This is a genomic window from Streptomyces hygroscopicus subsp. hygroscopicus (genome assembly GCF_001553455.1).
GTDB lineage: Bacteria > Actinomycetota > Actinomycetes > Streptomycetales > Streptomycetaceae > Streptomyces > Streptomyces hygroscopicus.
Genome location: NZ_BBOX01000247.1, coordinates 1 through 10,970, shown reverse-complemented (window position 1 = coordinate 10,970; position 10,970 = coordinate 1). Strand labels below are relative to the sequence as shown.

13 protein-coding genes and 2 pseudogenes are annotated in these 10,970 nt (G+C 70.5%); 6 read left to right on the top strand and 9 right to left on the bottom strand.

The genetic code is table 11. From position 1 onward, the window contains the following. Positions 1–101: 101 nt before the first annotated feature. The 3 genes and pseudogenes from AXW62_RS46030 to tnpA form a co-directional block, all read right to left on the bottom strand. The gene (locus AXW62_RS46030; protein ID WP_244503209.1) at positions 102–503 is read right to left on the bottom strand and encodes an ArsR/SmtB family transcription factor; all 402 of its coding nucleotides are present in this window, start codon (positions 501–503) and stop codon (positions 102–104) included. 15 nt (positions 504–518) lie between these two features. Further along, a pseudogene (locus AXW62_RS46025) lies at positions 519–971 on the bottom strand (tellurite resistance TerB family protein); the annotation flags it as partial. A gap of 164 nt (positions 972–1,135) precedes the next feature. Next, a pseudogene (gene tnpA / locus AXW62_RS24180) lies at positions 1,136–1,528 on the bottom strand (IS200/IS605 family transposase); the annotation flags it as partial. 53 nt (positions 1,529–1,581) lie between these two features. Between tnpA and AXW62_RS24175 the strand changes: the two are divergent. Both AXW62_RS24175 and AXW62_RS24170 read left to right on the top strand, forming a co-directional pair. After that, entirely contained in the window at positions 1,582–2,865 is a 1,284-nt protein-coding gene (locus AXW62_RS24175; RefSeq protein WP_060946361.1) for an RNA-guided endonuclease InsQ/TnpB family protein, read from the top strand. Between the two features lie 301 nt (positions 2,866–3,166). Then, on the top strand, positions 3,167–3,739 hold the full coding sequence (locus AXW62_RS24170; protein WP_060946360.1) for a TerD family protein: 573 nt from the start codon (positions 3,167–3,169) through the stop codon (positions 3,737–3,739). Between the two features lie 464 nt (positions 3,740–4,203). On the opposite strand, the gene AXW62_RS24165 is transcribed toward AXW62_RS24170, so the two are convergent. The 3 genes from AXW62_RS24165 to AXW62_RS24155 all read right to left on the bottom strand — a co-directional run bounded on the left by AXW62_RS24165 (position 4,204) and on the right by AXW62_RS24155 (position 6,604). Further along, positions 4,204–4,893 carry a phosphatase PAP2 family protein gene (locus tag AXW62_RS24165; RefSeq protein WP_060946359.1) on the bottom strand — a complete coding sequence of 230 codons (690 nt, stop codon included), beginning with the start codon at positions 4,891–4,893 and terminating at the stop codon, positions 4,204–4,206. Positions 4,894–4,968: 75 nt separating this feature from the next. Then, positions 4,969–5,904 carry a M56 family metallopeptidase gene (locus AXW62_RS24160; RefSeq protein ID WP_060946358.1) on the bottom strand — a complete coding sequence of 312 codons (936 nt, stop codon included), beginning with the start codon at positions 5,902–5,904 and terminating at the stop codon, positions 4,969–4,971. A 97-nt stretch (positions 5,905–6,001) separates the two neighbouring features. Then, a complete protein-coding gene (locus tag AXW62_RS24155; RefSeq protein WP_060946357.1) occupies positions 6,002–6,604 on the bottom strand; it encodes a DUF5134 domain-containing protein in 603 nt (200 codons plus the stop codon). Between the two features lie 262 nt (positions 6,605–6,866). Here AXW62_RS24155 and AXW62_RS24150 point away from each other — a divergent pair, with 262 nt between their 5' ends. Then, complete coding sequence (locus AXW62_RS24150; protein ID WP_060946356.1) at positions 6,867–7,286, top strand: PPOX class F420-dependent oxidoreductase; 420 nt, start codon at positions 6,867–6,869, stop codon at positions 7,284–7,286. Between the two features lie 316 nt (positions 7,287–7,602). Here AXW62_RS24150 and AXW62_RS24145 read toward each other — a convergent pair whose 3' ends face one another. Continuing rightward, positions 7,603–7,905, bottom strand: coding sequence for a helix-turn-helix domain-containing protein (locus AXW62_RS24145; RefSeq protein ID WP_060946355.1), 303 nt, complete (start codon positions 7,903–7,905; stop codon positions 7,603–7,605). Positions 7,906–7,971: 66 nt separating this feature from the next. On the opposite strand from AXW62_RS24145, the gene map reads away from it, so the two are divergent. Further along, the gene (map, locus tag AXW62_RS24140) at positions 7,972–8,754 is read left to right on the top strand and encodes a type I methionyl aminopeptidase (protein ID WP_030829729.1); all 783 of its coding nucleotides are present in this window, start codon (positions 7,972–7,974) and stop codon (positions 8,752–8,754) included. Positions 8,755–8,921: 167 nt separating this feature from the next. Here the strand turns inward: map and AXW62_RS24135 are convergent, their stop codons facing one another. Together AXW62_RS24135 and AXW62_RS24130 are read right to left on the bottom strand one after the other, a co-directional pair. After that, positions 8,922–9,188, bottom strand: a complete 267-nt coding sequence (locus AXW62_RS24135; RefSeq protein ID WP_060946354.1) for a hypothetical protein — start codon at positions 9,186–9,188, stop codon at positions 8,922–8,924. Positions 9,189–9,316: 128 nt separating this feature from the next. Beyond that, complete coding sequence (locus AXW62_RS24130; RefSeq protein ID WP_060946353.1) at positions 9,317–9,883, bottom strand: DUF5919 domain-containing protein; 567 nt, start codon at positions 9,881–9,883, stop codon at positions 9,317–9,319. Positions 9,884–10,165: 282 nt separating this feature from the next. On the opposite strand from AXW62_RS24130, the gene AXW62_RS24125 reads away from it, so the two are divergent. Both AXW62_RS24125 and AXW62_RS24120 read left to right on the top strand, forming a co-directional pair. Continuing rightward, entirely contained in the window at positions 10,166–10,624 is a 459-nt protein-coding gene (locus AXW62_RS24125) for a recombinase family protein (protein ID WP_159060949.1), read from the top strand. Next, a complete protein-coding gene (locus AXW62_RS24120; protein WP_060946351.1) occupies positions 10,621–10,902 on the top strand; it encodes a hypothetical protein in 282 nt (93 codons plus the stop codon). The genes AXW62_RS24125 and AXW62_RS24120 overlap by 4 nt, the downstream gene beginning before the upstream one ends. Positions 10,903–10,970 lie beyond the last annotated feature (68 nt).

Genomic DNA, 10,970 nt, shown 5'->3' with positions numbered 1-10,970 from the left:
CCGTTCCCGCCGGCGGCCGCCGACCGAGGCGGTCGACGCGGCGGGGGAGCGCCCTCCCCACGGCGCAGGGCTCCGGAGGGGCGCGGCCCCCGGCGCGGCCGTCAGTCCGCGCGTCCGGGGCCGCCGTGGGGAGGGCGGGCGTCGTCGCGCGGCTCGGCCGGGGCGAGGAGGTAGCAGCGGAGCTGATCGAGCAGTTCGGCGATGCCTTCGTGGTCGGCGCGGTAACGGACCAGCTTGCCGCTGCGCGTCGAGTGGAGCAGCCCGCCGCGGCGGAGCACCGCGAGGTGCTCGGAGGTGGTCGACGGGCCGAGTCCGGCCCGCTCGGCGACCTCGCCGACGGTCAGCTCCTCCCCGGCGGCGAAGTGCGAGAAGAGCTTTTGACGCGTTCCGCTGGCCAGGGCCTTGAGGAAGACCTGAAGGTCGTCGCCGGGTACGACGGCCTCGGGGCGCGTCTCCCGCTCCGTCCCGGAGCCCGCGTCCGTGGCTCGGTACTGCCGGGGCACGCGGAGGGCCCGGTGCAGGTCGAACTCGGCCGGAGGAATGCCCAGGGCCGAGCAGGCTTCCCGGACGACGGCCCGTTCGCTGTCGTCGAAGTGGCCGTCGGCGCAGCCGATGACGATGCCGATCTGGATGACGGCCCGCGCCTCGGCGGCCTTCCTCCTCGCTTTGCCGATCTCCCGCATGGCGCCGACCTTGCCGAGGGTGAAGTCCGCGGTCAGTTCGTCGAGGTGGTCCTCGAAGCGGCGGTGCAGATCGTCCGCGGGGAAGCCCTGGAGCACGTCGTTGGTGGCGATGAGCTGGGCGACGCGTTGCCGCTCGGACGGGTCGATCGTGCCGTCCGCCGCCGCCACCAGGGCGCACATCGCCATGCTCGCGTCCCGGAAGGCCCCGCTCTGCAGCTCGTTCTTCTTCGCCGTGAGCTGCGCCTGCATGGTCTGGACCGAGTCCTTGAGGCGGTCCCACAGCGCCATCTGCGTCTCCTTGTCGGCTTACCCGTCGTATGACACGAAGACAGAATCTACCTTTGATCTTGCGTGGTGCGCCGCCCTTCAGGGCGGTGGTGAAGCGCATCCTGGAATTGCTCTGGCTCGCGCGTGAGTATGGGTCCGCAGTGGTGGCTCAGTTTCGGCTGCACGGGGCGCTGCTGATTCTCGTTGTACTGGCGTACAACGGTCAGCGGGGCGTCGCCGCACGATCCGGCGAAGGAGGAGCCGGACCAGAAGTGTCCGCCCCACAGGTAGCGGCGTATGTGAGTGTCGTACTCCTTGCGCAGGTAGCGCGAGGAGACGCTTTTGAGGGAGTTGACCAGTGTGGAGAGCTGGACTTTGGGCGGGTAGTGCACGAGCAGGTGTGCGTGGTCTTCCTCGCCGTTGGACTGTTTCAGCTCCGCTTCGAAGTCCGTGCGCACCTCGCGCATGATCTCCTCGTACCTGGTCAGCAGGTCGCTGGTGAAGGCCCGTCGCCGGTACTTGGTGATGAAGGCCAAGTGGACGTGGAGGTCGTAGACGACGTGGCGTCCGGTGCGTATATCCGGATTCGGATTCCAGCGTGGTGACGTAAGCCGAGTGCTAACGTAGTCGCATGGTCACGGAACGTGCATGCGAGAAGCGGCAGTTCGGGCATCGTGCCCGGCTGGCGCTGACGCCTGCACAGGCCCAGCTCATGGACACTCAGGCACACGCGGCCCGCACCCTGTGGAACTTGCTGCACGACTGGTGGACGATGCTGCCCCGGGACAAGCGTTCCCTCGCGGCGGCGGACGCCGCGATCCGCCAGGGCCGCAAGGAGATCGACTGGCTCGCCGTACTGCCCGCCCAGGCCGCCCAGGCCGTGCTCAAGACGTACTTCCAGGCATGGAAGAACTGCTGGGAAGGCCGCGCGGGCCGCCCGGACTTCAAAGCCCGCTTCCGCACCGTGATGTCCGTGGACATTCCCCAGGGCCGGGACCTGTGCATCACCCGGGTGCACCGCCGCTGGGGCATGGCCAACATCCCCAAGATCGGCCGGGTCCGGTTCCGCTGGACCAAAGACCTCCCCGTGGGAAAGCGCGCCGACACCGCCAACCGGATCACCGGAGCCCGGCTGGTCAAAGACGCGCTCGGCTGGCACATAGCCTTCCGCGTCCAGACTCTCGAACCCGCCCCCGAGCCACGCCACGGCCCCGAAGTCGGCATCGACGTGGGCGTCACCGTGCCACTCGCCCTCTCCGACGGCACGACATACGGCCACACCGCATGGCTGACGGGTAAGGAACAGACCAAGCTGGGCCGGCTGGAGCGGCGGGCCGCGCACCGCAAGAGTTTCCGCACGCGAGGAGAGCGCACCTCCCACCGCCTGCGGGCCACTTATGACCAGATCGCGGGACTTTGCGCGAGAGCCAAGCGCAGGCACCTGGACTGGCAGCACAAAACCACCACCGTCATCGCCGCGAAGTACGGCGTGGTCGTGGTGGAAGACCGGAACATCACGAACATGGTCAAGAGCGCCAAGGGCACCGTGGAGGTGCCGGGGAAGAACGTCGCCCAGAAGTCCGGCCTCAACCGTGCCATCATCGGCGAGGCGTGGGGCCGCACGGTCGAACTGCTGACGTACAAGACCGCCCGCCGTGGCGGCACCCTGCACAAGGTGCCCGCCCCCGGCACCTCCCAGCGCTGCTCGATGTGCGGGGTCACCACACCGGGCAGCCGGGAGTCCCAGGCCGTGTTCGCGTGCAAGAACCCCGACTGCGGCTGGGTGGGCAACGCCGACCACAACGGAGCCCGGAACATCTTGCACGTGTACCGGACGGGCCTCGCGCTCGTCCCGGCTGCCGGGAGGGCAGTCGTCAGGCGCGCACGCCGCGTCAAGCCCGCCACCGCAAGGTAGGCGGGAATCTCCCGGATTCATCCGGGAGAGCACTCCAAAGGTTTGTAGAGAGCTGTCGCGAAAAGAGACCGTGCCCTTACATCCTCGAACGAGGTCCCGGTACATCCTCGAACGAGTCCCCGGCCGATCCGGCGCGGGGGTGGCTTCAAATGATCGGTTGTCGCGGCCCGTTACTTCTACAGTGCTGTAGATTCCGGTCCGGGTCCGGCACCTGGTGACAGCGGAGAACACGTCCTTCCGTGAGCCCCGGTGCGTATCCGTCCATGTGTGTTGGTCATTTCTCATTCAGGAGCTGTGCCCTGTGACCGTGAGCCTGTCCAAAGGCGGCAATCTCTCCCTCACCCGCTCCCAGCCCGGCATCGCCAGCGTCGTCGCGGGTCTCGGCTGGAAGGTGAACACCGGTCCCGGCGACGTGGACCTCGACGCGAGCGCCCTGGTGCTGGGGGCGGACGGCCGGGTCCTGTCGGACCAGCACTTCGTCTTCTTCAACAACCGGGCCACGCCCGAGAACTCCGTCCGGCACACCGGCGACAACAGGACTGGCGAGGGCGAGGGGGACGACGAGCAGATCGCCGTCGACTTCGCCCTGCTGCCGCCGCAGGCGGAGTCGGTCGTGTTCGTGGTGTCGATCCACGATCACGGGGGAGTGGCCACCACCTTCGGCCGGGTGCGCGATGCCTACATCCGCATGGTGCACCAGGCGTCCGGGGTGGAGATGTGCCGCTTCGAACTGACCGAGGACGGCCACGACGAGACCGCGATGGTCTTCGGCCAGCTGTACCGGCGGGACGAGGAGTGGAAGTTCCGCGCGATCGGCCAGGGCTACTCCTCCGGTCTGCTGGGCATCGCCAAGGACTACGGCGTCAACGTGTGAGAGCCCGCGGAGGCATGGGGCCGCCGGGCCGCCGCGTCCATCGGGACGCGCGGCCCACCGCACCGCGCTGCTGGCCCCTCTTGGCCCCTCTTCCGCGAGCTTGCGGGATGACGCCGGGGCCGGTGGGCCGGGAGCTGCCGCTCGGCGCCCGCCCCGCCCACCTCGTCCATCATCCGCCCGTGGCCGTGGCCGTGGCCATCCGGTCCGCCCCGGCCGGACGGAACGCGTCCGCGCCGGGTGACCGGGCCGGGACGGCCGTCCTCGGTACGGCCACCGTGACGGCCGTCCTCGGTACGGCAACGGCCTTCGCGGCAGCCGCCATTCCGTGGTGGCTGCCATTCCGTGGCGGCTGCCGTTCCGCGGTGGCTGCCGGGGCTGCGCCCGGAGGGTGGGGCGATGCGGCCGACGGGCCCCCTTCCGGGTCGGGCGGCGGCCGGAGGCGTACCCCTCCCGCCGCCGCCCGCTCATGACCGCGTTGTCCCGTCGCGGGACGTCTCGCGGTCGCTCCCGCGGCCCTGGACGTAGCCGTACGAGGCGACCGCCCCGCACACCAGCGCCGCGCCCAGCAGCCAGCCGCCCAGGACGTCGCTGGGCCAGTGGACGCCCAGGTACAGCCGGGTGAAACCGACGCCCAGCAAGGACACGGTCGCCACGGCGACAGCCGGCCGCAGCCACTTCGCAGGCGCCCCGTGGAGCGTCAGCAGCCACAGCAGCAGCCCGAAGGCGACGGTCGCGGACAGGGCGTGGCCGGACGGGAAGGCCGCGTAGTGCGCCGAGTCCACCGGATTCGACCACTGGGGGCGCTCCCGGCCGACGGCGGCCTTCACCAGCTGTTGCAGCGCCGTGCCCGCCGCCGCCGTGACGGCGACCCAGATGGCCGGTCGGACCTCCCGGCGCCACAGCAGCCAGCCCACCGCCACGGCCAGCAGCGCTCGCATCGTCCAGGGGTCCCAGACCCAGTCCGTGAGCACTCTGTTGACCCGGGTCCAGCCGTGGTGCTCCACCGCCGAGCGGTGCAGGGCGACGTCGATGTCCCGGTCGGCGCCTTCCAGCGGCCCCCAACGGACGGCCACCAGGGCGAGCAGCACCAGGAAGAGTGAGATGAGCACGGCCGCGGCGCGGGCGGCCCGGCGGTGGGTGCTTGCCGGTTCCATGGGTCGATGATCGCTGACGGACGGGCCCGGGGACCAGAAGGCCCGGGGACCAGAAGGCCCGGGGCCGGAAAGCGGCTACCCCAGCACCCGCAGCGCCGGGACGAAGGTGACCAGGAGCGGCACCACCGGGACGAGCGCCGCCGTGGCCGTGAGGCCCCAGCGGCGTCCCGCCGGGAGGCGGGAGGCCGGGGCCAGCAGCCGGTCCACCCGCTGCGGGACCTGGGCGAGCGCGCTGGGGCAGGGCCCGAACACCCCGCGGTCCTCGTTGAGTTCGACCAGCGCGAGCGCCGTGGTCGTCCGTCCGAAACGCCGGGACGCGGAGTCGTCGGCGGCCAGCTCGACCAGCCGGTGCACCTCGTCGCGGAACGCCGCGAACATGGCCACCCGCGGAAAGCCGGTGGCCAGCGCGCCCGAGCAGTGCAGCAGCCAGTGGTGGCGGGCGCGGGCGTGGCCCTGCTCATGGGCGATGACGGCGTCCAGCCGACGGCCCTTGAGGCGGCGCAGCGCCGCCGTGGTGATGACCAGCCGCGGCGGGGTGCCCGGCAGCCACCAGGCGTCCGGCTTGTCGCCCTCCAGAACCACCAGACGCTCCCCGCTGGGCTCCTCACCGGGCAGGACGGGGGAGCGGACGAGGAGTTCGGCGCGGTGCTGCCTGCGCCAGGCGCGGGCGCGGCCGATCTCGCGGGTGAGCATCACCGCGCTCCACACGGCCCCGAAGGCGAGCACGAGGGCGACGGGCGCGGCCAGCGGCCCGTAGCCGGACAGCGCGTACGCCTCCACCACGCCCTTGGGCGCGGGGGCGAAGACATTGCCGCGTACGGCGTCCCAGGCGGCCGCCGCGGTGAGCGCCATGGTCGACGCGCAGCACAGCAGCACTCCGACGACCACGCACTGCCACACCCACAGGGCGAGCACGGGTTCGCGGTCGATCCAGTCGGAGCGGGACAGCAGGCGCGGCGCCATTGCCGCCGCCAGTGCGCCGAGGCCCATCAGCGCGAACGGGACCATCATGGCGGTCACCTTATGATCGCGGCGCCCGGGACGGGTACGGTAGCGACGGCGAAGTGACGCACACCACGGTGTGGCCGCGACGGGGCCCGCCGCCCGTTCACAGCGTCAGCAGCATCGCGCACATCCCGATCCCCATCGACAGCCTGCAGGCATGCCGCAGCTCGGGCCGCCGCGACCGGGTGGCGCCGGGCGGGCCGGCCCCCGCGCCGTCCATGACGCCGTCCGTCATCGGCACCAGGCGCCACCCGGACCGTACGACGTAGACCGCGAAGTACAGCAGGAGTACCCCGGTCAGCGGCGGCACCCCGCCCGCCATCCGGCCCGGGGCCATCCGGGCGGTGTGGTGGTGGCCGCCCGTGCCGCCCGTCATCATCGCGAGCGCCATGTAGACCATCGCCAGCGCCCCGACGGCGTGGTGCAGATGGTGCCCCAGGGGCCCGGTGCCGCGCCGCACCGGCAGCAGCGCCCTCACGGCGGCCACGGCGAAGACCGCCGCGAAGGCGGGCGGGCCCCAGGGCCGGGGGTCCAGCACGGTGGACGGCACCGCCATCGCCGCCATCCCCCACCCCATCAGCGCCTCCGCCCCCGCGATCCGCCGGCCCGGTCCGGGCGGCTCACCGCGCATCTGCAGCAGACAGTAGGCACCCGTGGCCGCGCACAGCGCGACCAGCAGCCAGCCGACGAACCACGGTCCGTGCACGGCCCACCTCCCGGAGGGGACGTATACCGGGGTGCATCCCCTGCCCCGGCTACCGGGGGGCATCCCCTGCCCCGGCGCCCCACACGGGAGCGCACGGGCGCAGCGGGGGAGCGCAGGGCGCGTGCGGTGCGGCCAGGAAGAGCCGGCGCCCGGTGTGGCACGGTGTGAAGTGCGGCCCCTGGCTTGAGCCGGCTCAAGCCCGCTCAAGCCGGCCCCAGCCGCACACGGGACGTGAACACGAGTGCAACGAGAAGGAGACTCCGTGTCGAACCCACCGCTTTCCGAGGCCGCGGTCACCATGCTCAAGAAGGCCAATCCGGCCGTGATCGCGACCCTCCGGTCCGACGGCCGGCCCGTGTCCACGGCCACCTGGTACCTCTGGGACGACGGCCGGGTCCTGGTCAACATGGACGAGGGCCGCAAGCGGCTCACCCATATCCGCAACGACCCCAGGGTCACGCTCACCGTGCTCGACGACGGGAACTGGTACAACCACGTGAGCCTCATCGGCCGGGTCGTCGAGATCAAGGACGACACGGACCTGAGCGACATCGACCGGCTGTCCCGGCACTACCTCGGCAAGGACTATCCGCAGCGGGACCGCCGCCGGGTGAGCGCCTGGATCGAGATCGACCGCTGGCACGGCTGGGGCGAGCACAAGGAGAACACCCAGCCCGGCTGATCCGCGCCGTACCGCCCGCTGTCCGTACCGCCCGCCGTCGGCCCCGCCCGCCGTCCGTCCCGCTCCCGGCCCTCGGTCACGCTCTCGCGCCGTTACGCCGAGCGCGGGACGGGCGGGGCGGGCGGGACGGCGCGGGCCGACTCCGTTCGTGCCGCCCCCGCCGTCCGGCGGACAGGACAGCACACCAGGACGCGGCCCGAGGGGAGGAGGCCGGTACCGGCCGGAGGTCCGGGCGTACTGGCCCGGGGCACTGGCCGAGTGCCGCGCCCACGGGTTCGCTGTCGTCGGCGCCCGCGACGGAGCCGCGGGCCGGGGCTCAGGAGGCCAGCCGCTCGCGTGCCTTGGGGCCCGACGCCGCAGGTTCGACCTCGTCGTCGGGCTGCTTGATCTCGGCCCACACCTCATCGAGGGAGAGGCCGAGGACATCGGCGATCGCCGCGATGGTCGGGAAGGCGGGGGTGGCTACGCGACCGGACTCGATCTTCCGGAGGGTTTCCGGTGAGACACCTGCGTCCAGCGCGGTAGTGAGCATCGAGCGCTCCCCCCTGGCCCGACGGAGGAGGGTGCCGAGGCGCTGTCCGCGCTCGACCTCTTCTGGAGTGAGCGGCAACCTGACCATGGCTCCGATTCTAGTACCGGTATAGTATGGCCGGTATAGTTATTGGACGCATGAGAAGGGCGCCGCGTGATCGAGATCCTGAACCCCACCCGACTGGCCCGTGCCAAGGACACAGGCGCACTGGTCGCCGACATTCTGCACACGCTCAAGGGCCGTAGCACGGTCGGCACGAACCTCCTGGACATCGACCGGTGGGCCAAGGCCATGATCGTCGAAGCGGGCGCCCAGTCCTGCTACGTCGACTACGCGCCGTCCTTCGGGCGCGGGCCGTTCGGCCACTACATCTGCACGGCCGTCAACGACGCCGTGCTCCACGGACGGCCCTACGACTACAAGCTCGCCGACGGCGATTTGCTGACCCTCGACCTCGCCGTCTCCACAGGCGGAGTCGCCGCGGACGCCGCCATCAGCTTCATCGTGGGCGACGCCCGGCCCCCGGAGAGCGTCGCGCTGATCAACGCGACCGAACGCGCGCTGGCCGCGGGGATCGCCGCCGCCGGACCCGGAGCCCGCATCGGCGACATCTCCCACGCCATCGGCACGGTCCTCAGCGAGGCGGGATACTCCATCAACACCGAGTTCGGAGGTCATGGCATCGGCTCGACGATGCACCAGGACCCGCACGTTTCCAACACCGGACGGCCCGGCCGTGGATACAAGCTGCGCCCCGGGCTGCTGCTGGCACTGGAGCCATGGGTCATGGCGGACACCGCCGAGCTCGTCACCGATGCCGATGGCTGGACCCTCCGAAGCGCGACAGGCTGCCGGACGGCACACAGCGAGCACACGATCGCCATCACCGACGACGGAGCCGAAATCCTCACCTTGCCCAAGCAGATGCGGCCGTGAGGCCGGAGCGGCCCGTTTCCCTCCCCTCCGAGCGCTTCACCGCGAATCGCCGGTGATACGACGAGGACGAGACCGGCGGCGCACTCCCCGGCGGGTACCTCGTCGATAGCGGAGGCGGACTCGTGCCCCGCCGGCCGTCCATCGGCCCGGCGGGGGCATGGTGCGTATCAGGACGCCAGTCCGGACCGCTTCGCCATGGCCACCAGCTCCGGACGGCTGCGCTGGTGGAGCGTCCACAGCACGCGCAACACCTCCCGCGCCATGGGGTGGATCTCCGCCATCTGAGGAGCGACGTGGAAGGCGTACTTCAGCGCGTCCTCCGCCCCGCCGAGATCCCTCGTCGCGAGGCGAGCCCGGGCAGCGTCGATGGCCAGCCGGCCGACGCGCGACGGCTTCAGCCCGGACGGCGGGTTCCTGAGAAGCGGAGGTGCCATGGCTGGCCGCGGACCACACCCGGTGTGTCGGCGACGGCTGTACGTGCCAGCACCGCCCCGTTGGCGTGACCGCACCGCATCAGCCCCGTCGGGATCCCATCCAGCGGAGGCTTTTGCGTTCCCCGGGCTCACTCCCAGACGGGCCGGCCGCCCTCCCATAGCGCTGATACGTGGCTGGCGAAGCGGTCGTACAGACCATCGTCTCCCAGTCGTCGCAGGTGCAACATGGGCGACTCGTGGCCGAGAAGGCTGGACAGATGAGGGGTCACCAGCATCTCCGAATCGAAGGAGAACACCGACAGTGCAATGTGCTCATCGCTGAACCGGGCGTCGACTCGAGCCTTGTCCTTCAGCTTCGACAGGGCGTCAAGTGTGATCTTGATTCGTGTCCCGACGGTAAGGGGGACGCCTTCGATCTCTTCGCGCCGACGCGTCACTTCGGAGTCTGGGTCACCGACAAGGAAGCGCACCGAGCAACCAGACGCAGCTTTCGCTGCCAGACGCTCAATCAGCCGTGGGTGCTCCTGCCAGATGAAGTAGTTCGTGTACCCGGCAAAGGTGATGCTGTGTGACGCGGCGTCGATCAGTTGGCCCCACACCCACGTGGGGCAAGCGTTCCGGTAGGGGTATGCCTGAACAATCTCGCGACTGGCGCCTGTCTTGACAACTGACTTGGCCGGCCTGGGCCACAGCATGCCGTCATCTACTCCTAACGCCTTAGCGACGGCAGTCCTCGTGTCGGGGTGTGGAGCCCGACTGGGATCCTTCAACCATCGCTCTGCGGTCTTGGTGGACACTCCCACCATACGAGCAAGGCGACCAGGAGATACGTCCGCATCGGCCATAGCATCTCTAAGCGCTTCGTTCAAGGTTCCTCCCCCGGACGTTTAGGACGCTTAGGACCATAGCGTGAAGTTGTCCTAGCTGTCCCGTCCGAAGAGGTTCAAACGTCCTGTCAAGAGAGTCACAGTATGCGCATGGACAGCGACGCAACGAAGCCAATCCTCGTATTCATCTACGACCGTGAGGGGACCAGCCAGACGGATCGACTGCTCGCCCGAATCGCCATCTGCCGAGCCTTCGCGGCCGAGATGGGATGGGAGGTCACGGGTCAGTGGGTCGATCGCGGGGACGCCGCTATGGGCGAGCGCAGGCCGTTCTGGCAAGGCATGATCGCGGCGATGAAACAGCAGGGCCAGGGACGCCGCATCGTCTGCCTGGTGGCGAGCTGGAACCGCGTCGCGTACGACCTGGGCGTCCGTGCCCATCTGCGGCAGCTCGTGACCGAGGTCGGCGGCACGTGCGTGTCGGTCGAAGACGCCGTGCCCCCGCCGCCGCCCATCTCTCGGGACGCGGCCATGCGTCAGATCCGGGCCAATGGGCAGCAGATCGCCCCGGGGGCGACGTTGGTTCGCCACGACGGGATGACGGCGTGACCTGGTTTCCCAGCGGGGACGTCGACTCCCCGTCGCGCCGCGAAGGTTTCGCTCTCGCGGCGAGCGTGACGGCGGGTGAAGACGCTGTGTCGTTCGAGGACCGGGGGCGCGCAGCTATCCGGGCGTCGTCGCGGTATCTGGCGGACCCGTCGACGTCCCTCAAAGACGCCCATGCGGCGATCAAGCTGCTTCAGCTGACCCTCTCCGACGTGATCATGGTCGCGGAGGACCGGAAGCGGCGGCTGGCGCGTCAGGAAGCCACGAGCCACCCAGCCTGATGACTTCCTCGTCCCCGCCCGAACCCCGCGCTTGGAAGAGGGCGAGGAGCGGCGGCGGACGCACCTCG

Excerpts from the sequence above, each read along its gene's own strand:
- AXW62_RS24175 (WP_060946361.1), top strand. The coding sequence starts at position 1,582 with ATGGTCACGGAACGTGCATGCGAGAAGCGGCAGTTCGGGCATCGTGCC.
- AXW62_RS24125 (WP_159060949.1), top strand. The coding sequence starts at position 10,166 with ATGGACAGCGACGCAACGAAGCCAATCCTCGTATTCATCTACGACCGT.
- AXW62_RS24165 (WP_060946359.1), bottom strand. The coding sequence starts at position 4,893 with ATGGAACCGGCAAGCACCCACCGCCGGGCCGCCCGCGCCGCGGCCGTG.
- AXW62_RS24135 (WP_060946354.1), bottom strand. The coding sequence starts at position 9,188 with ATGGCACCTCCGCTTCTCAGGAACCCGCCGTCCGGGCTGAAGCCGTCG.
- AXW62_RS24160 (WP_060946358.1), bottom strand. The coding sequence starts at position 5,904 with ATGATGGTCCCGTTCGCGCTGATGGGCCTCGGCGCACTGGCGGCGGCA.
- AXW62_RS24130 (WP_060946353.1), bottom strand. The coding sequence starts at position 9,883 with ATGCTGTGGCCCAGGCCGGCCAAGTCAGTTGTCAAGACAGGCGCCAGT.
- AXW62_RS24145 (WP_060946355.1), bottom strand. The coding sequence starts at position 7,905 with ATGGTCAGGTTGCCGCTCACTCCAGAAGAGGTCGAGCGCGGACAGCGC.